Origin of the sequence: Allokutzneria multivorans (genome assembly GCF_039537405.1) — a bacterium.
GTDB classification, from domain to species: Bacteria; Actinomycetota; Actinomycetes; order Mycobacteriales; family Pseudonocardiaceae; genus Allokutzneria; species Allokutzneria multivorans.
Genome location: NZ_BAABAL010000020.1, coordinates 12123 through 33607 on the forward strand (window position 1 = coordinate 12123; position 21485 = coordinate 33607).

Below are 21485 nucleotides of genomic sequence, written 5' to 3' on the forward strand. Positions count from 1 at the left end.
TTGAGCGGGGTGGAAGTTGCCCTGCTGCACAACCGACCGTTCGCCCTGCTCTTCGCGGCCCGCGCGATCTCCGTTCTGGGAACCGGCTTCGCCCGCGTGGCCATGGCGTTCGCGGTGCTCGGCCTGCCTGGGGCGACGGCGACGGACCTCTCACTGGTGCTCGCCTGCCAGGCGCTGCCGTCGTTGCTGTTCGTCCTGCTCGGCGGGGTGATCGCGGACCGTACCTCGCGCAGCCGTCTGATGATCTTCGCGGACGTGCTCGGACTGCTGGCCTACGGCGCGATGGCGGTCCTGCTGCTCACCGGGCAGGCGAGCGTGCCGGTGCTGGCCGCGCTCGCGGTGCTCGCCGGGCTGGCCGTGCCGCTGTTCCTGCCCGCGCTGTCCGGACTGGTCCCCGAGCTGGTGCCACCGGGCAGGCTCCAGCAGGCGAACGCGGCGTTGCAGAGCGCGGTCAGCATGTCGCTGCTGGTCGGCTTGGGCCTCTCCGGAGTGGTGGTGACCCTGGTCGGCCCCGGCTGGGCGCTCGCCCTCAACGCGGTGTCCTTCCTGGTCAGCGCGATCCTGGTGTGGGCGATGCGGTTGCCGTCCCAGGTGCGGGTGACGACGAACAGCGGCTGGGCGGACCTGCGCGAGGGCTGGCGGGAGTTCTCCTCGCGCCAGTGGCTGTGGGCGGTGGTGCTGCAAATGACCGTGACCACCGCTGTGATCATCTCGGTGACCGGGGTCCTCGGCCCGATGGCGGCGGAGAACGGGCTCGGCGGAGCGGCGGTGTGGGCGGTGGTGATCGCGTGCCAGTCGGCCGGAGTGCTCGTGGGATCGGTGTACGCCAAGCGCTTGCGGCCTCGACGGCCACTCTTGGTCGCGGTGCTGCTCACCCTCGCCTACCCCGTTCCCGTCGCGCTGCTCGGCGTGGCCGCTCCGGTGTGGCTGATCGTGGTGTCGATGTTCGTGTGCGGCTTGGCCACGAGCGGCTTCGGAGTGCTGTGGCAGACCACGATGCAGCGCGAAGTGCCGGGCGAGGCGTTGTCCCGGGTCGCGTCCTACGACCTGTTCGGCCAGCTCACCCTGGCACCGCTGGCGTTGCTGTTCGTTGGCCCGATGGCGCAGAGCTTCGGCCACGGCGCGGTGCTGGTGTGCTGCGCGGGCCTGACCGTCCTGGCCACCGTGGGCGCGTTGTTCTCACCTGAAGTCCGCAGGCTCAGCACGGCAGGTTGAGCGTGAGCACGGACACCGCGTCGGTGACCAGTGCTCGCGCCTCGCGCGCACAACCTCGCGAACCGAGGTTTGCCAGTCTTCAAGTACACCGAACCCCCGCGCCAGCGGTCGCTAACGACGACATACCTTCGCCCGGTTTGTGGCGGTTGACGACGCTCCGCGCGGGGGTTTGCCGGTCTTGAAGACTGATGAACCCGTCACCGCAGCACGGCGACACCTCGCTCTCGGAGGGTGACGCGCTTGGTCGGAACGCTCTCACCGGCCAGCACGTCGGTCAGCGGGCTGTCCAGGTCCACAGTGGACGGATGCGCGTTGTGGTTGAGCAGAAACAGAAAGTCACCGCGCCGCGCCGCCTGCACACCGCGCGGGAGCCCGGCCAGCACGGGTTCGACGCCCGCACGCGCCGCCACGTGCGCGGTGAGCGCTTGCAGCAGCGAAGGACCGGGGCGCGTGCCGAGATACCACGCGACGCCGGAACCGAACTCCGACCTGGTCAGCGCCGGGCTGCCGTCGGCGAAGCGGCCCAGGACCTCCGCACCCTCAGTGGTGATCCGCTCCGACCACAACGTCGCGCCACCCGTCTCGCCGAGCAGCTCCACGTCGACCACCTGGCCCGCGTCCAACGGGCGGAACTCGTCGACGCGCAGGCCCAGCAGCTCGCGGAACGGCGCGGGATAGCCGCCGAGGTGCACGCGGTCAGCCTCGTCGACGATGCCGGAGAAGAACGACATCAGCAGGTGCCCGCCAGCGCGGACGTACTCCGTCAGCCGAGAAGCGTTCTCCTCGCTGACGAGGTAGAGGTTCGGCACGACAACGAGCCGGTAGCCGCTGAGGTCGTCGGCCGGGCTCACCACGTCGCACGCGATGTTGGCCTCGAACAGCGGGGAGTAGTGCGCGAGCAAAGCATCCGCTTGCCGTACATCGCTCGACGGGTGCGCGTCGAGTTCGAGCGCCCGCCAGCTCGCCCAGTCCAGCACGATCGCGACGTCGTTGGACGGGCGCGTGCCCGCGATCTCCGGCAGCGAGGCCAACTCCGCGCCGAGCGCCACGATGTCGCGGTGCTGGTCGGAGTCCGGCCCGGCGTGCGGCACCATCGCGGAGTGGAACTTCTCGGCCCCACCACGGGACTGCCGCCACTGGAAGTACATGATCGCGTCGGCGCCCTGGGCCACCGCCTGCCAGCTCCACAGCCGCATCTGCCCGGGTTCCTTGGCAGCGTTGCGCTCCCGCCAGTTCACCGCGCCGGGAGCCTGCTCCATCAACAACCACGGCTGGCCGCCGCGCGCGCCGCGATACATGTCGTAGGTGAGCCCGGCTTCGACGTGCGCGCGGGGGTCGAACGGTTCGGGGTAGGAGTCGTAGCTGACCACGTCCAGCTCCTCCGCCCACCGCCGCAGGTCCAGCGCGTGCGAGTAGCCCGCGAAGTTCGTGGTGATCGGCACGTTCGGGGTCAGCTCGCGGACGATCTCCTTCTCCGCGAGCAGACAGCCCAGGATCTCGTCGGAGGAGAAGCGCGCGAAGTCCAGCTGCTGGCTGGGGTTGTTGAACGCGGGAACCGTCCGCGGCGGCAGAACTTCGGCGAAGTCGTCGTAGCGCTGCGACCAGAACTTCGTCGACCACGCCTCGTTGAGCGCCTCCACGTCGCCGTACCGCGCGCGCAGCCACGTGCGGAACGCCGCGGCGGAAACATCGCAGTAGCAAGCAGGTGTGTCACATCCGTACTCGTTTCCGATGTGCCACAAGGAAAGAGCTGGGTGGTCGCGGTAGCGCTCCGCGATCAGGCGGACGAGCCGCGTCGCGTACGAGCGGTACTCCGAGCTCGACGGGCAGTACGCCTGCCTGCCGCCCGGCCACATCCGCGTCCCGTCGGCCAGCACCGGCAGGATCTCCGGGTGCTTGCGGGTCAGCCACGGTGGGGGAGACGCGGTCATCGTCGCCAGCGAGGCCGCGATCCCGTTGCGGGACAGGTTGTCCATGACCTCGTCGAACCAGTCGAAGGTGTACTCGCCGTCGCGTGGCTCCACCTGCGCCCACGAGAAGATGCCGACCGACACCATCGACACCGACGCGCCGCGCATCAGCCGCATGTCCTCCGCCCACACCTCGCGCGGCCACTGCTCCGGGTTGTAATCCCCACCGAACGCGATCCCCTGCACACCCATCCCCATCTCTCTCCTCATCCGCTCCGCAACGGGTTCACCGGTCTTCAAGTACTACGAACCTCACCCGCAACCGTCTCCAACCACCGCAGACCCCTCCGCCAACCCCGGCACTCCGCCCCGCCAACGCCTCGTTTGGTGCGCTGAACTCCCTGAACGACCCGTTTGGTGCGTTGAGCGCGCTGAACGGGTCGTTTAGTGCGTTCAAGTACCTAAACGGGTCGTTCAGGGCTTAAGCGAAGGCGGCCTAGCCCTTGACGGAGCCCTCGGTGAGGCCGCCGCGCCAGAACCGTTGCAGGAACACCATCGCGATCATCAAGGGCACCACGGACACCAGTGCGCCACCGATCGTCAGCTGCGTCAGCACGGGCTCTCTGTCCGAAGTGGACTGCCACAGCGACAGGCCGAGCGTCAACGGGTACAGCGACGTGTCCGACAGCATCACCAACGGCAGGAAGTAGTTGTTCCAGATGCCGACGAACTCGAACAGGAACGTCGTCACCAATGCGGGCGCCATCATCCGCAGCACCACCGTGTGGAAGATCCGCGCCTCGCTCGCGCCGTCGAGCCGCCCAGCCTCCAACAGCTCGTCGGGCACTGCGGCGTCCGCGTAGATGCGGCACAGGTACACGCCGAACGGGCTCACCAAGCACGGCAACAGCACGGCGAACACCGTGTTGGCCAACCCGAGCTGACTGAACAGCAGGTACAACGGCAGCGCGAGCGCGGTGAACGGCACGAGCACTCCGCCGAGCACCAGGTTGAACACGGTTTCCCGGCCACGGAAGCGAAACTTCGCCAGCGCGTAGCCGCACGCGGCCGCGACCCATGTGGACAGCGTCGCGCCGACGCCCGCGTAGAGCAGCGTGTTTCCCACCCACCGCAGGAAGATCCCGTCGTTGTAGGTGAACACGCGTGCCAGGTTGTCGATCAGCTGCGGGTTGAACAACCACCAGCCGGAGGAGCTGTAAAGCCCGCCAGTGTCCTTGGTGGACGCGATCACCAGCCAGTACACCGGGATCAGGAAGTACAGCGCGGCGACGCACAGCACTGCGGTGACCGTGATCTTCGTGGTGGTCTTCACGGCGCCCTCCTGCCGACGAGCTTGAGGAAACCGAAGGACAGCACGAACGCGGTGAGCGCCAACAGGACGGCTTGAGCGGCGGCCAAGCCGTAGTCGTTGTTGACGAACGCTTCGGAGTACGCGCTGAGGTTCGGCGTGTAGCGCGCGTCGATCGCGGTCGAGAGTTCCTTGAGCACCATGGGTTCCGCGAACAGCTGGAGCGTGCCGATGATGCTGAACACCGTGGTGAGCACGAGCGCGGGCCGGATCAGCGGGAGCTTCACGTGCCACGCGAGCTGCCACGCGTTCGCGCCGTCCATGCGAGCCGACTCGTACAGGCTCGGGTCGATCGCGTTGAGCTGCGCGGTGATCACAAGCATGTTGTAGCCCGCGAACGACCACGTGACGATGTTCGCGATCGACCAGAGCACGGTGTCCTGTCCGAGGAAGTCGATCTCCACGCCGAGCAGCTCGGAGAACGGGCTCACCCCCGGCATGTACAGGAATCCCCACAGGATCGACGCGAGCACGCCTGGAATGCCGTAGGGCAGGAAGTACGTGGCGCGGAAGAATCCCTTCCACCGCGCCGAAGCCGAGTCGAGCAGCAGCGCGAGCACGGTCGCGGCCGCGATCATCACGGGAACCTGGACAGCGCCGAACAACAGAATTCTGCCGAGCCCGGCAAGGAATCCGGGCTCCTGCAACGCCCAGAGGTAGTTCGTGAGCCCGCCGAAGACCTGTTCGGCGCCGCCGAAACCCAACGGCCCGGTCCGCTCGACGAGCGTCATGCTGCGATAGATCGAGTAGCCGATCGGGACGAGGAAGAATGCGGAGAAGAGCACGAGGAACGGCGCGAGGAAGCCCGCGACGGCGAGTCGGTTTCTCATCCCAGCGGGAGTCCCTTCTTCTCCATGGCGCGAACGGTTCTGCGCTGTGTGGTCGGTAGGGCGTCGCGCAACGCGAAGGCGCCGTTGACCGCCGCTCCGAGCTGGTCGGTGAGGACCTGCAAGGTCTGCGTGGTGATCGGTGCCCATTTCCAAGCCGTGTCAACGCCCGCGTTGGCCTCGCCGAAGACCTTCGCGATGGACTGCCCGCCGTAGTACGGGCTCGGAGCGTGCAGCTCGGGAACACTGTCCGTGTCGCGCAACGCCGGCCACCCGTATCCGCCCGCGAGAAGAAGCGCGACGCTGCGCGGATTCGTGTTGAGCCACACCGCGAAACGCATGGCTTCTTTGGGATACGCCGTTCCCCGCACGACACAGGTGCTCGATCCGCCGAGGTTCGACGCCGCGAAAGGCCCGTCCCACTGCGGCATCGGCGCGACACCCCATTTGCCATTGCCACCAGGAACACCGCCGCGCAATACGCCGTCAGCCCAGTGCGCGCTCATCCACGTGACGCTCTTGCCGTCGGAAAGGTCCTTGTACCAAGCAGTTCCGCTGTCCGGGATGGTCTTCACCAGGCGTTCGCGCACCAACGGCTGCCAGAAGTCCAGCACTCGGCGGCTGGGTGAGCTGTCGATGTCCACAGTCCACCGCTGATCCTTGGTGCCGAACCACTTCGCTCCCGCTTGCCACGCCATCGCCGCCTGGTACTGGCCGTTGTTCGGCGGATACGTGCCGAGGTAGGCATCGTGCGAGCGCACCGCTTCCGCCGTCCGCGCGTAATCGGCCCACGTTCGAGGCGGCGCGATGCCCCACTTGTCGAACAGGTCCCGCCGGTAGTACATCGCGACCGGACCCGAGGCCTGGGGGATCGCGTACACGCCACCGCCGTACGCGCCCTGCTGCCAGATCCAGTCCGTGAACAGCGATCGGTACTGGTCACCGCCGTGCTGCGTCAGCTCTTCGAGGCCGCCGTACATCATCATCGCGGGCATCTCGGAGAACTCGGCCTGCATCAGATCGGGCTGCTGCCCGGCTTCGAGCGAGGCGTAGAACTTCGGATAAGCCCCGCTGCGCGCCGCCGGAACGCGCACAAGGGTCACCTGCACGTCAGGATTCTCGGAGTTCCACAGGGCCACGCACTTCTCGATCCCGGGCACCCACGCCCAGAACGTCAGCTTCGCCGGACCCGGAACCGGAGTTCGCCGAGCGGGCCCGCCAGGCTTCGAACACCCCGCGAGCAGGCCGAGGGCCAAGGCGCCGCGCAACGCTGAGCGACGCGAGAGTCCGGTCATCCCAGGCTCCCGATCCGTATGGCACGGAAGACAATCCGCTCGTAAGGTCCGGCCGAACCGGTTTCGTAGAGCAGGCCGACGCGGTCACCGGCCTGCACGAGATCGGAGTAAGCCGCCTTCGCAGTGGAGATCTCCACGGACTTCGGCCAAGTCCTACCGCCGTCCGTGCTCGCGCGCACGGTCATCTTCTCCCGCACGGCAGGATTTCCCGGTGCGGAGAAAAGCAACGGTCCACTGTGGACTTGCAGAACAGATCCCTGCACGACCGGCGCAATCAAGGCAGGAACAGGAGCGAAGGGCGCGATGAAGCTCCGGCCGCCGTCGGTGCTGTACGCGGCGGCGCGAGTACCCTCCGACGTGCCGTTCTGGTCGCGGGTGTTGACGTAGACGCGCCCGTCCGGCAGCTCAGCGGCGGTGCTCTCGTTGCCGTTCACCACGCCGTCGTGGTTGACGTCCTTCGCGCCAATGCGCCAGTTCCTGCCGCCGTCATCGCTGTATAGCAGGTGCGCGTCGTAGTACTTCGCCTCGGTCCCGAGGTCGCTGCTCCCGCTCGGCGGAGCGGAGGAGTGGTTCGCCGCAACGACGAGCCGACCGCTGCGGAGACTGATCGCATGCCCAGGACCGGTTGCGTACCAACGCCAATCACCCTGCTTGGCCTGCGGAGTGATATCGCGAGCCCTGCTCCAGGTCCGACCGTTGTCGTCGCTGTGCTGCACGAAAACGCGACGGCTCTCCTCAGGCTTCACCGTGCCCTTGCGGATGTCCGACTCGTGCACGTGCCCGGCGTTGTGCGTGCTGAGCAACACGATCCGACCCGTCCGGCGATCCACGACCGGCGCGGGATTGCCGAAGGTGTTGGGGCCGTTGTCACCGACCACCTGGAGCTCGCCCCAGCTCTTGCCGTCGTTCGTCGAGCGCTTCATGACGAGGTCGATGTCGCCGGTGTCGCTCGCGCTGGCCTTGCGCGCCTCAGCGAACGCGAGCAGCGCTCCGTCGCGTGCCTTGATGATCGCCGGGATGCGGAAGGTGTGATAGCCCTCGGTCCCGGACTGGAAGACAACAGCGTCAGCAGGCGCGGGCGTCAGTCCTAAAAGGACAGATGCGATCAGCGCGATCTTCACGGTCACTCCTCACCGTTGGGGAGCAGGGCGGCTTCCACGAGATAGGGGCGCACGGCGGCGCGCTCCTCGGAGTTGAGCTGGATCATCGGGATACTGGTGGTGCCGTTGTCGATCACGCCGAGCGCGACCAACGCTTCCTTGAACGCGCCGATCGCCGACGAGTAACCGCCCATCCGCGCGCGGTCACCGACGTTGACGAGCTTGAACAGGCGACGCAGCCGGTCCTGTTCCCGTTGCGCCACATCCCATTCGCCGCGCCGAGCAGCGTTGTAGAGCCGGACGTAGCCGTGCGGGTCGACGTTGCCGATACCGGGGACCAGGCCGCTCGCGCCGCACCGCAGGCTCACATCGGCCAGCGTTTCGGAGCCGGAGAATACCGGGAAACCTGTGCCGCGCACCAGGTCCAGTACGGAGTGCAGGCCGTTCAGGTCGCCGCTGCTGTCCTTGAGGCCGTCCAGCACGCCCTCCGCCGCGAGGTCGGCGATGACCTCGGCGGGCAGTTTGCTGTGCACCGAGCTGGGGATGTCGTATGCGACCAACGGCAGGTCGACGGCGGCGCGGATCGCGCGGAAGTGCCCCCGGAACTCGGTCGGATCGGTTGGCACGTAAAAGGGCGCCGTGGCGACGAGCACGTCAGCCCCGTGCGCCTTCGCCGCCCTGGCCTGCTCGATCACGCGGGGCGTCGCGGTGTCGATGATCCCGGCCAGCACCGGGACCTGTCCGGCGGACACGCCCGCGACGATCTCCAGGACGCGGTTGCGGTGCAGGTCGGTGAGGTAACCGACCTCGCCGGTGGAGCCGGTGACGAACAGCCCGTGCACGCCGGCGTCGAGCAGGTGCCGGGTGAGGCGCTCCAGCGAGACCTTGTCGATCTCGCCCTCCGGGGTCAGCGGTGTGCACAGGGGCGGGATGACGCCGGAGGTGGGGAGGCTGGTCATTGCTTCTCCGTTTCGCTGCGAAGCTCCGGTGCCACCTGGTCGGCGGCCACCGTGCGGTCGACCACGAGGTCGTCCTTGTGGAACAGGCGCTGCACCCGCGCGGGCGCGTCGATCGCGACGAGCACGATCACCACGAGCGTGAGACCGAAGGTCAGGCCGCCCAACGCCGTCGCGAGCCCGGTCTGCTGCGCGATGGCCGCGCCGAGCACCGGCGCGACAGCTCCGCCGAGCGCGCCGACGTTGTAGGTGAAGCCCAGACCGGCCGCGCGCTGCTGGGTGTCGAAGTACCCGGCGACGAGCTTGGGCAGAATGCCGGAGATCCCCTGCGCGAGCGCTTGCTGGCAGAACAGCAGGATTCCCAGCAGCAGCAACTGGTTCCCACCCAGTGCGAACACCGGAAGCACGAACAGCAGTGATGCCAGCAGGGTGAGGCTGTAGGCGCGCCGCGTACCGAGCCAGTCCCCGACGAACCCGGCCAACCAGCAACCGAACATCGTGCCGAAGCCCGCGAAGAACAGCACGTTCGCGACCTGCGCGGGGTCGTAGCCCAGTTCGGTCTTGAGGTAGGTCGGCAGCAGCGCCTGGATCGGCCACGAGTACAGGAACGCGCAGAACACCACCACCATCAGCGTGAGCATCATGGGCGTGCGCTTCCCGGCGAACTGCGCGGCGAAGACGATCAGCCCGGCCGCCGCGACCACCACCAGTGGCCAGAAGAAGCCCGCGGGCACGGAGGTGAACAGCGCGAACAGCGCCAGGCTCACGACGATGGTCAGCGCGATGTTCCCGGCCGCGCGCCTGCCGGTGTACAGAACGTCCACAAAGGACCGTTCCTTGGTGGAGTGCTCCCAGTCGGCGGCCTCGGGCAGGCTCCGCCGCAGCCACAAGGCGAGCAGGATCGGCAGCAGCCCCACCAGGAACAACGCGCGCCAGCCGAATTCCGGCACGATGAAGCGGTACGCCTGCGCGGCAACGACTCCGCCGACGGAGAAGCCGGAGATCAGGAAGCCGCTGGCCCGGTTGCGCAGAGCTCGCGGCCAGCTCTCGATCACGTAGGTCGCGCTCGCGCTGTACTCGCCGGCCATGCCGATGCCGACGATCAGCCGCGCGACGAACAACGGCCAGTAACCCCAGGCAAGGCCGCAGGCGAAGGTGCCGACGGAGTACAGGACGATGCTCAGCACCATGGCGTGCTTGCGGCCGTGGCGATCGCCGATCGCGCCTAGGACGAGCCCGCCGAACCAGCGGGAGATGAACGCGGCCGACACCAGGGTCGTCGCGGTGACGGTGTCCAGGTCGAATTCCGCCGCGACCTCGGTCAGCACGAGGCCCATGAGCACGAAGTCGAAGCCGTCCAACGCGTAGCCGAGCCACGCGGCGGCGAACGCCTTCCAGTCCTTCCGGGTGAGCTGTGAGTGCCAACGGGCCATTGAAAGCCTCCTGGTCAACATCCGACGTAGGACGTAGGATGTCCAGGGAAGCTACGCGGCGCTCGCGTGGCTGGCAAGGGGGCAGTGGTGGCACCGCGACTTCAGGACCGCATCGTCGACCTCATCCTGGAGCGAGGACTCGCGCCGGGGGAGTCGATGCCGACCGAACCGGCGCTGATGGACGAGTTGGGCGCGAGCCGCAACTCCGTCCGCGAGGCGCTGCGTGCCCTGCACACCTTGGGAATCGTGGACATCCGGCACGGCTACGGCACCTTCGTCGGGGCAGCGCCGATGACCGCGTTCACCCCCGGGCTGCTGTTCCAGGCGCGCCAGTCCCTCGGCAAGGACGCTTCGGTGCTGGCCGACCTCGTGGAGATCCGGCGCATCCTGGAGGTCGACCTCATCGGCAAGGTCGTCCCGCTGGCCGACGAGGAGTTCCTGGCCGGGCTGGACGGGCTGACCGAGGCCATGGAGTCGGGGGAGCGCGACGCCGACGAGCGGTTCCACCAGGCGCTGTACCGCCCGGTGGGCAACGACTTCGCGCTCCAGCTGATTGCGCTGTTCTGGACCGTGTACCACCGCCTGGAAGCGGAGTTGGAGCCGCCGCGCAAGGCCGCTTCCGAGATCACCCACGGCCACGGCGAGATCGTGGCCGCACTGCGCACCGGCGACCCCGCCGCCGCGCGCGCCGCCATGGCCGAGCACTTCGCGGACATCGAGAACCGAGTGGCGAGCCTGATGACGAGGGTCGCCAAGAGGGAGTAGCACGCCCTGAGGAGGAGCAGTGCAGCAGCTGGTTTCGATATGTACTTCTTTGGTACTGCTCACGGCGGGCGCGGTCCCTGCGACAGCCGCACCCGAGTTCGACCAGCAAACCTTGTACGCCAAGGGAACCGGGGGCTACAGCTGCTTCCGCATCCCTGCGATCGTGAAGGCGCGCGACGGAGGCCTGCTCGCCTTCGCCGAGGGCCGTGTTCGCGATTGCGGCGACGACGGTGACATCGACCTGGTGGTGCGCCGCTCCACGGACAACGGCAGGACGTGGGGGCCGGTCAAGCTCGTCGCCGACATGGGCGCCGACACGATCGGCAACCCCGCGCCCGTTGTGGACCGCAGAACCGGGCGAGTCGTGCTGCTCAGCACGCACAACCCCGGCGACAACGACAACAAGCGCACGCCGTACGTCCAGTACAGCACCGACGACGGCATTTCGTGGACCACGCCGAAGAACATCGCCGCGCAGGCCACGCGTCCCGAGTGGAACTACTGGTACGCAACGGGTCCCTCGCACGGCATCCAGCTCGCCAGCGGTCGCATGGTCGTCGGCGGCAACCACGAGGGCCAGGAAAGTGTTCTCCAGGGAGGACATCTGCTGCTCAGCGATGACGGCGGAACGACGTGGCGGATCGGCGCCGTCGACGACCGGCTCACGAACACGGTGAAGCCGCAGGAGATGAGTCCGGTCGAGCTGCCCGACGGCCGCATCCTCGTCGCCGCCCGCGATCAGTACGGCTCCGATCCGGGACACCGCGCCTTCGCCACGTCCTCTGACGGCGGTCGCACCTTCGACCGTCCATTTGCGACAGACCCTCGCCTGGTGGCACCGGTCATCCAGGGCGCGACGATCCGCCACGGCTCGCGGCTGCTGTTCTCCGCGCCCGCGCACCCCGTGTCCCGCGAGGCGATGGCCGTGCGGTCGAGCCACGACAACGGGAGGACCTGGGGCGCCGGGAAGATCGTTCACTGGGGGCCTGCGGCTTACTCCGACATGGTGGTCCTCGGGCGCGGTCACACCGGCCTGCTCTACGAGGGCGGGAAGGCCAGCGCCTACGAGTCGATCCGCTTCGCCCGCTTCACCGACTCCTACCTGGCCAAGCCCAACGGCACCCCGCCCGGCATCCCCGGCCCCGTCGCGCCCGGCCCCACCACTCCCGACCACTCAGGCAACAAGGCCTACGTTCGAGGCTCCGCGTCCATTGTGGACGGACGCTTCGGCGGGGCCCTGCACTTTGACGGCACCGAGTACGTCGAGTTCCCGTACTCGCGGTCGGTGGACCTCGGCGCTTCCGACTTCACGGTCTCCACGTGGTTCCGCTACGGCTCGCCGTCCGGTGCCCGCACGATCCTCTGGGCCTACCGCCAGGGCGAAGGCCCGACACCCGGGTTGTGGCTGCGCGCCGAGCCCGACGACAAGCGCATCCGGGCCTTCCTCGGCGCGGAGCAGGGCACGGTCACCATCTCCTCAACGAGCGCCTACAACGAAGACCAGTGGCATCACCTTGCGCTGCAACGCGTTTCCGGCCAGCTCGTCATGATCGTCGACGGCCACCGCGTGGCGTCGGCTCTCGCCCCCGCAGGCTCCATCACCGCCGGCCGCGAGTTCGGCATCAGCGGCGTCCACATCGGACAACGCCTCGACGGCACCCAACGCTTCCGCGGCGACCTGGACGAGGTCCGCGTCCACCGCAGAGCCCTCTCCGCCGACGAACTCCACCGCCTCCGCACCACCAACGACCCCCTCCCCGAGGCCGCCGCACTCCACCTCCCCCTAGACAAGATCACCTCCTGACGTGGTTGTACCCAATGTGGCAGTTGTTACGTCTGGCGAAACAAATGCCACATTGGGTACGTACCACCAACGGGTGGCCGGGGTCAGGAGACGACGCGGTCCAGGACGGTGCGGAGGGCCTTGCGGTTGACCGCCGAAGGGTCCTCCGCGAGCCAGGAACCGATGTCGTGCACGAAGTCCTCGGGCGTCATGGGCGGGGCGGGGACCTCCGGGGCTTCGCCGACGGTGACCTCTCCGCGGCGGCTGGGGTAGATCAGCACGGCGCCGCGCACCTCGACGCCGGGCATGAGGCGGTGGAACGCGGCGACGGCGCGAGGCAGTGACACGGTGCCGCCGCGGAACGGGTTCCCGTTGCGCCACAAGGAACCCTCGTCATCGGCCTCGTAGTGCCCGGGCAGCCACAGCTTGGACTCGATGAGCACGAGGCGACGTCCGCACAGCACGGCGTGGTCGATGTCGGCGAACACCGAACCGGGCAGCGACAGGCCGTGGAAGATCCGCGCGCCGGGCAGTCGCGTCAGGTAGTCGCCGAGCAGTTCGGCGGTGAGGCGCTCGGCGAGCTGGTCGCGCTCGGAGCCGGGCGCGCCGAACACGCGCCGCCCGCCGATCTGGGCGGCGAAGTCGCGGTCGGCCCGGCCGGAGGCCACGTACCGGCGCGCCAGGCGCAGCATCGCCATGGTCGTGCCGAGCACCGTGACCAGCCACATCGTCAGCAGCAGCGGCGAAAGGTCCACCACCAGCACCGGGAGCAGCAGCAACGTGAAGCCGCTGAGCGCGGTCACGGCGGGCGCGTGCCCGGGGCTGGTCACCGGCAGGAAGCGGACGCGCGCCTCCGGGTCGACCTCGTCCCACCAGGCGATGTCCTCGGGGTCGAGCAGCGTGGACGGCGGCTCGTAGTTCGGGTCGGTGCCGAAGTCGCGTTTGCGCGCCGGGCGGGTCCGCGTGGCCGTTCCGCCGCCCGTCGCAGAAGTGCCACCACGGTCGTAGCTCGCGCGCTGCGCCGGGTCGCCGAGCACCTCGTAGGCCTCGCGCAGCATCCGGAACGTGCCCGCGGTGCCCCCGGCGTCGGGGTGCATCACCTTGGCGAGCGAACGGTAGGCGGTCTTGATCTCCGAGGCCGTGGCGTTCCTGGACACGCCGAGCAGCTCGTAGTAGTCGACCACGCCCACGTTGCGCCTACCTCCTGTGCTTGCGTGAACACCCTATGTGGTCGCTCTCGGTGATGATCACCCCGTCCGAGCGTAGGGCCGTCCAGGGGCTCCACCCGAGTGATCGCTACCGACCGCGATGGCGGAGCTTCCGCTGAGCGGAAACCCGGGCTGCCGGGCGCGCCGAAGATCGCGAAGCTGGACCGATGCGGACTCAGATCGCGGTCGTGGGCGCGGGCCCGGCGGGGTTGCTGCTCGCGCACCTGCTCCGGCTGGAGGGGCTCGACGCCGTCGTGCTGGAGACCCGGCAGCGCGAGCACGTGCTCAGCCGGATCAGGGCGGGAGTGCTCGAACCCGGCACGGTCGACGTGCTGCGCGAAGCCGGGCTCGGAGCGCGCTTGGACCGCGCGGGCCTTGAGCACCAGGGCTTTTCCCTGCGCTTCGACGGCGCCGAGCACCGGATCGCGCTCACCGAGCTGACCGGGAAGTCGATCACCGTCTACGGCCAGCAGGAGGTCGTGCGGGACCTGCTCGACGCGGCCGAGCCCGAGCCGTGGTTCGGCGTCTCCGACGTGGTGCTGCACGAGGTCACCACCGACCGGCCCAGCGTCACCTTCACCGACGCCGACGGCATCGCGCGCACCCTGCACTGCGAGGTGATCGCGGGGTGCGACGGCTTCCACGGCGTGAGCCGGAACGCTGTCCCGGTTACCTGCTGCGAACGCGCGTTCCCCTACTCCTGGTTGGGGATTCTCGCGAAGACCCCGCCCGCGCACCACGAGTTGATCTACGCGCACCACGAGCGCGGCTTCGCGTTGCACAGCATGCGCTCGCCGGAGCTGACCCGCCTGTACCTCCAGGTCGCGCCGGACGAGCGGCTCGACGACTGGCCGGAAGACAGGATCTGGGAAGAGCTGGTGCTGCGGCTGGGCACCGCCTGCGAGCCGGGGCCCTTGGTGGAGAAGGGAATCACCTCGATGCGAGCCTTCGTCGCGGAGCCGATGCGGCACGGCAGGCTGTTCCTTGCCGGGGACGCCGCGCACATCGTCCCGCCGACCGGAGCCAAGGGGCTGAACCTCGCGGTCGCCGACGTCGCCCTCCTGTCGAAGGCGCTCACCTCGTTGCTGCTGCACGGTCGCGACGGCAACGCACTGTCCTATTCGGACGTACGGCTGCGCGCGGCGTGGCGGGCGGAGCGGTTCTCCACGGAGATGACCGAGATGCTGCACCGCTCGGCCGATCCGTTCGAGCAGCGGCTGAGCCTGGCCCGGCTCCGGCGGGTCGCCTCGTCCACCGCCGCGGCGACCGCGCTGGCCCAGGACTACGTCGGAAGCTCGGAGGGCGCGTGAACCTGATCGGCTACCGCAGAGACCCCGACGGCACCCACCCGCCGCTCGACTCGCCGAACTACGGCTCGACGCGGCTGCGCCACCCCGGCGAACGGCTCGTGCTGCTGCCGCACGGGCTGAGCGAGATCACCGGGCCGCTGCTCGGACCGGGGCGGGTCACCGAGTCGGACAGCGACCTCACGCGAGGAGAACCGTTGGGACAGCGAGTGATCGTGCACGGCCGAGTGCTCGACGGCGACGGCCGGGCGGTGCCGGAGGCGCTCGTGGAGATCTGGCAGGCCAACGCCGCCGGGCGCTACCGGCACACGGCCGACCGCTGGCCGGCACCGATCGACCCCGGCTTCGACGGCGTGGGCCGGACCCTGACCGACGCGGCGGGCCGCTACCGCTTTCTCACGATCAAGCCCGGCGCGTACCCGTGGCGCAACCACCACAACGCCTGGCGGCCCGCGCACATCCACTTCTCGGTGTTCGGCAGGGCGTTCACACAGCGGCTGGTGACGCAGATGTACTTCCCCGACGACCCGCTGCTGCCGCACGACCCGATCTTCACGTCGGTCCCGGACGAGCGTGCGCGCGGACTCATGATCGCCCGCTTCGACCTCGCCGCGACGGAGCCGAACTGGGCGCTGGCCTTCGAGTTCGACATCGTCCTGCGCGGGCGCGACAAGACGCCGGAGCACCGATGAGCACCCCGGCGCAGACCGTCGGCCCGTTCCTCCACATCGGACTGACCTGGCCGGACGGTGAGTTCGTTGTCCCGCAAGGAAATCCCGGAGCCGTCTGGATTCGTGGCGCCCTGCTCGACGGTACCGGCCAGCCGGTCCAAGATGGCCTCGTCGAGACCTGGCAGGCCGATCCGGACGGGCGCTTCGACCACCCCGAGGACCCCAGGGGCGCAGCAACCGGATTTCGCGGCTTCGGGCGCAGTCCGACCACTGTGGACGGACACTTCAGAGTGCTGACACAGGTCCCGGGCGCCCTCCCCGGAGCCGCTCCGCACATCAACGTGTCGGTGTTCGCACGCGGACTGCTGCACCGCGTGGTGACCCGGATCTACTTCCCTCAGTTCGACAACGCGTCCGACCCCGTCTTCGCGTCGGTTCCGCGAGAGCGGCGGCACACCCTCGTCGCACAGTCCACAGAGGACGGGTATCACTTCGACATCCGTTTGCAGGGCAAGGAAGAGACGGTGTTCTTCGATGTCTGAGCCGGGTCTCTTCGACGGCGTGCTCGCAGCAGGAGGCGTGCGCGAGGCCGTCTCGGACACCGCGTGGGTCCAGGCAATGCTCGACTTCGAGTCCGCACTGGCCGCCGCGCTCGCCGACGTCGGGCTGGTCGAGCGAGCCCACGCGGAGCTCATCGCGAAGCACTGCCGCGCCGAGTTCTACGACATCGCCGAGCTGTCCACGGCGTCGGCGCTCACCGGCAACCCGGCGGCTCCGCTCGTGCGCGCGCTCAGCGACCGCGTCGGCGACGGCCACGTGCACCTCGGCGCGACCAGCCAGGACGTGATCGACACCGCCGCGATGATCATCACCAGGAACGCGGTCGCGGTGCTGCTCGACGACGTCCGCGCCGCCGCGCGCATCGCCGCGACGCTCGCGCGGGAGCACATCGACACCGTCCAACCCGGCAGAACCCTTCTCCAGCAAGCAGTTCCAGTGAGCTTCGGTTTCACGGCCGCATGCTGGCTCGTCGGACTCCTGGAGGCCGCCGACCGACTCGAAGCCGTCGAACCAGTTCTCCAGTTCGGCGGCGCGAGCGGAACCCTCGCCGCGCTGGGCGATCGGGGAGTCGAGGTCATGGCAGCCCTCGCACGTCGACTCGGCCTCGCCGAACCCGTGCTGCCGTGGCACACCGTGCGCCTGCGCATCGCCGAACCCGCGTCGGCGCTCGGCGCGTTGTGCGGAGTGCTCGGTACCGTCGCCCGCGACATCACCCTCCTGGCCCAGACCGAGATCGGCGAGGTGACCGAGGAGGGCCCGCCGGGCTCGGGAAGCTCGTCCACCATGCCGCACAAGCACAATCCGGTGGCCGCCGTCGCCACGCTCGGCTGCGCCGCGCAAGCACCCGGCCTGGTCGCGACGTTGCTCCAAGCGGGCGTGCAGGAGCACCAACGTGCGGCGGGGGCGTGGCACTCCGAATGGCGTCCTCTGCGCGAACTGTTGCGCACCAGTGGTTCCGCTGCGCACTGGCTGCGCACGAGCCTCGAACGCCTTCGCGTGCACCCGGAGCGAATGCGGGCGAATCTCGCTGGCGACGTATTCGCCGAGCGCGTCACGACCGAGCTGACGCCAATGGTCGGCAGGCAGCGCGCGCACGACGCCGTCACCCGGTGCTGTGCGAGTGGCGGAGACCTGGTGGAAGCCCTCGCGGCCGATCCGGTGGTGGGCGCGCACCTCAACCGAGAACGATTGACCGAACTGTCCGAGATCGACCACTTGGGCAGTGCGAAGCACTTCGTCGAGCGAGCGTTGCGGAGGGCGGGCCAGTGAGGCTGCACAGCGTGTCGGAAGGCCCGGCGAACGGCCCCGTCGTCGTGCTCAGCGGCTCCTTGGGCAGCGACCTGCGCGTGTGGGACCACCAGGCGAAAGCGCTGGTGAAAGCCGGGTACCGCGTCATCCGCCACGATCACCGAGGCCACGGTGGCTCCCCAGCACCCGAAGGCCCGTACACGCTGGCGGAGCTGGCCTCGGACGTCGTTGAACTCCTGGACGGGCACGAGGTCGAGCGAGCGCACTTCGTCGGCCTGTCGCTCGGCGGAATGGTCGGTATGCAGCTCGCCGCCACGGCTCCACGGCGCGTGGACCGATTGGTGCTGTGCTGCACGTCAATCAGCCCGGGAACGAAAGAAGCGTGGGCTCGGCGTGCGGAAAGAGTTCGCGGCGAGGGAATTGAATCCATTGCGAACGACGTGCTGGAGCGGTGGTTCACCACTCCGGCCGACGATTTCTGGCGCGATATGCTTCTCGGATCGTCGGCGGAGGGATACGCCTCTTGCTGCGCGGCCGTTCAGCGCATGGACCTCGCCGCCGAACTGCCGAAGATCGCTGCGCCGACCCTGGTGATTGCCGGCGAACGCGACCGCGCGACTCCGCCGGAAGACGGCCTGCGCATCGCGACCGGCATTCCCGGCTCCAGGTTGGCCATCGTCGCAGGCGCGGCTCATCTGGGCCCTGTCGAGCGCGCGGAGGAGTTCACCGAGCTGATCCTGGAGCACGTGAACGCCGGAGGGCGGGGAGAGGCCGTGCGGCGCGAGCTTCTCGGCGACGCACATGTGGACGCGGCCACACCGTCGGCATTCCAGAGCTACATCACCGAAGCCGTCTGGGGAGCGATCTGGACGCGTCCGGGCCTGGACCGGAAAACGCGAAGCTTCATCACGCTGGCGATTCTCGTCGCGCTCAAGTGCCATGACGAACTGGCGCTGCACGTGCGCGCAGCACTGCGCAACGGCCTGACCGAAGAAGAGATCGACGAGGTCGTCCTGCACGCGGGCGCCTATGCGGGCGTTCCCGCCGCCAATTCCGCTATTCGCGTCGTGCGTGAGGCTGTTCGGAGCAGTCGCGCGGAGTAGTGGAATGACCACGTATCATTTAGGAACTCTGTTGGTTAACCGTTCGCCTTGGACCAATGGCCTTTCAGCGATTGCTGAAGGGCCGCTCAGCAATCGTTGGTTAAGGTCTGGGCACTGGGGTCGAACGAGGTGGCCGGACATGACCTGGGGGCTTGTCCGGTCGCCTCGTCCGTGTCTTCGCCCCGGATTTCCCGCTAGGGCTTCAGCAGGATCTTGACCGCGTTGTCCTGCTTCTTCTGGAAGACCTCGTAGGCCTGCGGCGCGTTCGCCAGCGGCACCTCGTGCGTGGCGAAACCCTCGACGCCGAGCGGATCGTCCTCGGTGAGCAGCGGCATGATGTCGTCCACCCAGTTGCGCACGTTGGCCTGGCCCATGCGCAGCTGCACCTGCTTGTCGAACATCGTCAGCATCGGCAGCGGATCCGCCATCCCGCCGTAGACCCCGACCAGCGAGATCGTGCCGCCCCTGCGCACGAGGTCGATCGCCAGGTTCAGCGCCTCCAGCCGGTCCACGCCTGCCTTCTGCATCAGCGGGCGGCTCAGCGCGTCCGGCAGCAGGCCCGTGACCTGCTGCGCGAGCTTCGCGGCGGGGGAGCCGTGAGCCTCCATGCCGACCGCGTCGATCACGGAGTCCGGTCCGCGCCCACCCGTGGCCTCGCGGATGACCTCGGCCAGGTCGTCCTTGTGCTCGCGCAGGTCGTAGACCTCGACACCGTTGCGGCGAGCGCGTTCCAGGCGCTCGGGCACGAGATCCACGCCGATCACCCTCCCAGCGCCGCGCCGCAGGGCGATCCTCGTGCTCATGTCCCCGATCGGGCCGAGCCCGAGCACCGCGACGGTCCCGCCCTTCGGCACCGCCGCGTACTCCACCGCCTGCCACGCGGTCGGCAGCACGTCGGAGAGGTAGACGAAGCGGCTGTCCGGCGGACCGTGCGGCACCTTGATCGGCAGGGTGTTGCCGAACGGAACCCGCAGGTACTCGGCCTGCCCGCCCGGAACCTGGCCGTAGAGCTTGGTGTAGCCGAACAGCGACGCGCCCATGCCGTACTCGCGCACCTGCGTGGTCTCGCACTGCGACTGCAAGCCCTCGCCGCACATGTGGCAGGTGCCGCAGGAGACGTTGAACGGCACCACCACGCGGTCGCCGGGTTTCACCTCCGTGACCGCGCCGCCGACCTCGACCACCTGCCCCATCGGTTCGTGCCCGAGGATGTCGCCGGGTGTCATGAACGGACCCATCACCTCGTACAGGTGCAGGTCCGACCCGCAGATCCCGGACGAGGTGATCTCGACGATCACGTCGGTGGGCTCGCGGATCTCCGGATCGGGGACCGTGTCCACCCGTACGTCTCGTTTGCCGTGCCACGTCAGTGCTCTCATGGCAGCGGGATACCACTACCTGACCGAGGCAAACGGTCAGCGGAAGGCGGGGTGGCCGGTCAGGGTGGCGCCGAGGTTCAGCGCGTGCACCTCCTCGGTGCCCTCGTAGGTCGCCACCGTCTCCAGGTTCAGCATGTGCCGCAGCACCGGGTAGTCCAGCGTGATCCCGTTGGCGCCGTGAATGGACCTGGCCGCGCTCGCCACCCGTTGCGCGGCGCGGACGTTGCCGAGCTTGCCGAGGCTCACGTGGCTGTGGTGGCACGCCCCTGCCTCCTTCAACCGCCCGATGCGCAGAGCCGTCATGCCCGCGTGGTTCACGTCGAGCACCATGTCCGCCAGTTTCCGTTGTGTCAGCTGGAAAGCGCCGATCGGGCGGCCGAACTGCTCGCGCGTCTTGGCGTACTCCAACGCCGCGAGCAAGCACGAGCGCGCCGCGCCGACGACACCCCACACGATGCCGAACCTGGCTTCGTTGAGGCACGACAGCGGAGCACCGAGCCCCTCCGCGCCCGGCAGCGCCGCCTCCGCGGGCAGGCGAACTCCGTCGAGGGTGATCTCCGCAGTGATCGACGCGCGCAGTGAGAGCTTGCGGGGGATCTCCCGCGCGGTGAAGCCGGGGGAGGACGTCGGCACCGCGAACCCGCGGACGCCGGAGTCGGTCCGCGCCCAGATCACCGCGACGTCGGCGACGGAACCGTTGGTGATCCACATCTTCGTGCCGTCGAGCACCCAGTCCGAGCCCTCACGCCGCGCGCGGGTGCGCATCGAACCGGGGTCGCTGCCGGAATCCGGCTCTGTGAGGCCGAAACAGCCCAGCAGTGAGCCCGAAGCCATGGCGGGGAGCCATTCCTGCTTCTGCTCCTCGGAACCGAAGCGGTGGATCGCGCCCATCGCCAGCGAACCCTGGACCGACACGAACGACCGCACACCCGAGTCCACCGCTTCGAGTTCGCGGCAGACGAGCCCGTAGGCCACGTCGCCCGCGTCCGAGCAGCCGTAGCCCGCGAGGTGCATGCCGAACACGCCCAGCTCGCCGAACTCCCTTGCCAGAGCACGAGGTTCGGGGATGGTGCCCGCATCGAACCAGTCCGCGACGTGCGGGGCCAGCCGCCGCGCCGCGAACCCGCGCGCGGTCGCGGCGATGTCGCGCTCGGCGTCGTCGAGCTGGCTGTCGAGATCGAGGAAGTCCTGTGCGTCAGGCGCGTTCACGCTGTCTCCCGCTCTGCCGGTCCCCTGTCCGTGACCCCATCGTGACCCTAGGCCCCGCAATGGTTTGCACTCGACCCCGCTTCGGAATCCGCGCGACGGTGCGTGTACGGGCACTCACGCTCCAGCGCCACGGGAATTTTTCACAA

The 21485-nt window shown here is 68.8% G+C and carries 18 protein-coding genes; 8 read left to right on the forward strand and 10 right to left on the reverse strand.

What is annotated here, in order from left to right; genetic code table 11:
- Nucleotides 1-9: 9 nt before the first annotated feature.
- On the forward strand, nucleotides 10-1215 hold the full coding sequence (locus ABD798_RS32630; protein WP_344883766.1) for an MFS transporter: 1206 nt from the start codon (nucleotides 10-12) through the stop codon (nucleotides 1213-1215).
- A gap of 197 nt (nucleotides 1216-1412) precedes the next feature.
- On the opposite strand, the gene ABD798_RS32635 is transcribed toward ABD798_RS32630, so the two are convergent.
- The 7 genes from ABD798_RS32635 to ABD798_RS32665 all read right to left on the reverse strand — a co-directional run bounded on the left by ABD798_RS32635 (nucleotide 1413) and on the right by ABD798_RS32665 (nucleotide 10105).
- Nucleotides 1413-3377, reverse strand: coding sequence for a beta-galactosidase (locus ABD798_RS32635; RefSeq protein WP_344883769.1), 1965 nt, complete (start codon nucleotides 3375-3377; stop codon nucleotides 1413-1415).
- A gap of 244 nt (nucleotides 3378-3621) precedes the next feature.
- A complete protein-coding gene (locus ABD798_RS32640; protein ID WP_344883772.1) occupies nucleotides 3622-4458 on the reverse strand; it encodes a carbohydrate ABC transporter permease in 837 nt (278 codons plus the stop codon).
- A complete protein-coding gene (locus tag ABD798_RS32645; RefSeq protein WP_344883776.1) occupies nucleotides 4455-5324 on the reverse strand; it encodes a carbohydrate ABC transporter permease in 870 nt (289 codons plus the stop codon). The genes ABD798_RS32640 and ABD798_RS32645 overlap by 4 nt, the downstream gene beginning before the upstream one ends.
- Nucleotides 5321-6616, reverse strand: coding sequence for an ABC transporter substrate-binding protein (locus ABD798_RS32650; RefSeq protein ID WP_344883779.1), 1296 nt, complete (start codon nucleotides 6614-6616; stop codon nucleotides 5321-5323). Before ABD798_RS32650 ends, ABD798_RS32645 begins: the two co-directional genes overlap by 4 nt.
- Entirely contained in the window at nucleotides 6613-7737 is a 1125-nt protein-coding gene (locus tag ABD798_RS32655; RefSeq protein ID WP_344883782.1) for a sialidase family protein, read from the reverse strand. The genes ABD798_RS32650 and ABD798_RS32655 overlap by 4 nt, the downstream gene beginning before the upstream one ends.
- Nucleotides 7738-7739: 2 nt before the next feature.
- Nucleotides 7740-8675, reverse strand: coding sequence for a dihydrodipicolinate synthase family protein (locus tag ABD798_RS32660; RefSeq protein ID WP_344883785.1), 936 nt, complete (start codon nucleotides 8673-8675; stop codon nucleotides 7740-7742).
- Nucleotides 8672-10105, reverse strand: a complete 1434-nt coding sequence (locus ABD798_RS32665) for an MFS transporter (protein WP_344883788.1) — start codon at nucleotides 10103-10105, stop codon at nucleotides 8672-8674. Before ABD798_RS32665 ends, ABD798_RS32660 begins: the two co-directional genes overlap by 4 nt.
- An 87-nt stretch (nucleotides 10106-10192) precedes the next feature.
- On the opposite strand from ABD798_RS32665, the gene ABD798_RS32670 reads away from it, so the two are divergent.
- Complete coding sequence (locus tag ABD798_RS32670; RefSeq protein ID WP_344883791.1) at nucleotides 10193-10870, forward strand: FadR/GntR family transcriptional regulator; 678 nt, start codon at nucleotides 10193-10195, stop codon at nucleotides 10868-10870.
- A 163-nt stretch (nucleotides 10871-11033) separates the two neighbouring features.
- Nucleotides 11034-12674 (forward strand): exo-alpha-sialidase, encoded by a 1641-nt coding sequence (locus tag ABD798_RS32675; RefSeq protein WP_344883794.1) that lies wholly within the window; start codon nucleotides 11034-11036, stop codon nucleotides 12672-12674.
- A gap of 83 nt (nucleotides 12675-12757) precedes the next feature.
- On the opposite strand, the gene ABD798_RS32680 is transcribed toward ABD798_RS32675, so the two are convergent.
- Nucleotides 12758-13843, reverse strand: coding sequence for a J domain-containing protein (locus ABD798_RS32680; RefSeq protein ID WP_344883797.1), 1086 nt, complete (start codon nucleotides 13841-13843; stop codon nucleotides 12758-12760).
- Between the two features lie 185 nt (nucleotides 13844-14028).
- Here ABD798_RS32680 and ABD798_RS32685 point away from each other — a divergent pair, with 185 nt between their 5' ends.
- Genes ABD798_RS32685 through pcaDC form a run of 5 tightly spaced genes read left to right on the forward strand, consistent with a single transcriptional unit; the run spans nucleotide 14029 to nucleotide 18751 of the window.
- A complete protein-coding gene (locus ABD798_RS32685) occupies nucleotides 14029-15171 on the forward strand; it encodes a 4-hydroxybenzoate 3-monooxygenase (RefSeq protein ID WP_344883800.1) in 1143 nt (380 codons plus the stop codon).
- Nucleotides 15168-15860: a protocatechuate 3,4-dioxygenase subunit beta gene (gene pcaH, locus ABD798_RS32690; RefSeq protein ID WP_344883803.1), complete on the forward strand. Its 693-nt coding sequence runs from the start codon at nucleotides 15168-15170 to the stop codon at nucleotides 15858-15860. The genes ABD798_RS32685 and pcaH overlap by 4 nt, the downstream gene beginning before the upstream one ends.
- Nucleotides 15857-16381, forward strand: a complete 525-nt coding sequence (gene pcaG / locus ABD798_RS32695) for a protocatechuate 3,4-dioxygenase subunit alpha (protein ID WP_344883806.1) — start codon at nucleotides 15857-15859, stop codon at nucleotides 16379-16381. The genes pcaH and pcaG overlap by 4 nt, the downstream gene beginning before the upstream one ends.
- A complete protein-coding gene (locus ABD798_RS32700; protein WP_344883809.1) occupies nucleotides 16374-17669 on the forward strand; it encodes a class-II fumarase/aspartase family protein in 1296 nt (431 codons plus the stop codon). Before pcaG ends, ABD798_RS32700 begins: the two co-directional genes overlap by 8 nt.
- An 11-nt stretch (nucleotides 17670-17680) precedes the next feature.
- A complete protein-coding gene (gene pcaDC, locus ABD798_RS32705) occupies nucleotides 17681-18751 on the forward strand; it encodes a bifunctional 3-oxoadipate enol-lactonase/4-carboxymuconolactone decarboxylase PcaDC (RefSeq protein ID WP_486303720.1) in 1071 nt (356 codons plus the stop codon).
- Nucleotides 18752-18945: 194 nt separating this feature from the next.
- Here pcaDC and ABD798_RS32715 read toward each other — a convergent pair whose 3' ends face one another.
- A complete protein-coding gene (locus ABD798_RS32715) occupies nucleotides 18946-20130 on the reverse strand; it encodes a zinc-dependent alcohol dehydrogenase (protein ID WP_344883812.1) in 1185 nt (394 codons plus the stop codon).
- 36 nt (nucleotides 20131-20166) lie between these two features.
- Nucleotides 20167-21339 (reverse strand): acyl-CoA dehydrogenase family protein, encoded by a 1173-nt coding sequence (locus tag ABD798_RS32720; protein WP_344883815.1) that lies wholly within the window; start codon nucleotides 21337-21339, stop codon nucleotides 20167-20169.
- Between the last annotated feature and the right edge of the window lie 146 nt (nucleotides 21340-21485).

What these genes read in the sequence shown, in the direction of transcription:
- ABD798_RS32650 (WP_344883779.1), bottom strand. Translation starts at nt 6,616, where the DNA reads ATGACCGGACTCTCGCGTCGCTCAGCGTTGCGCGGCGCCTTGGCCCTC.
- ABD798_RS32635 (WP_344883769.1), bottom strand. Translation starts at nt 3,377, where the DNA reads ATGGGTGTGCAGGGGATCGCGTTCGGTGGGGATTACAACCCGGAGCAG.
- ABD798_RS32685 (WP_344883800.1), top strand. Translation starts at nt 14,029, where the DNA reads ATGCGGACTCAGATCGCGGTCGTGGGCGCGGGCCCGGCGGGGTTGCTG.
- ABD798_RS32700 (WP_344883809.1), top strand. Translation starts at nt 16,374, where the DNA reads ATGTCTGAGCCGGGTCTCTTCGACGGCGTGCTCGCAGCAGGAGGCGTG.
- ABD798_RS32715 (WP_344883812.1), bottom strand. Translation starts at nt 20,130, where the DNA reads ATGAGAGCACTGACGTGGCACGGCAAACGAGACGTACGGGTGGACACG.
- ABD798_RS32660 (WP_344883785.1), bottom strand. Translation starts at nt 8,675, where the DNA reads ATGACCAGCCTCCCCACCTCCGGCGTCATCCCGCCCCTGTGCACACCG.
- ABD798_RS32665 (WP_344883788.1), bottom strand. Translation starts at nt 10,105, where the DNA reads ATGGCCCGTTGGCACTCACAGCTCACCCGGAAGGACTGGAAGGCGTTC.
- ABD798_RS32645 (WP_344883776.1), bottom strand. Translation starts at nt 5,324, where the DNA reads ATGAGAAACCGACTCGCCGTCGCGGGCTTCCTCGCGCCGTTCCTCGTG.
- pcaG (WP_344883806.1), top strand. Translation starts at nt 15,857, where the DNA reads ATGAGCACCCCGGCGCAGACCGTCGGCCCGTTCCTCCACATCGGACTG.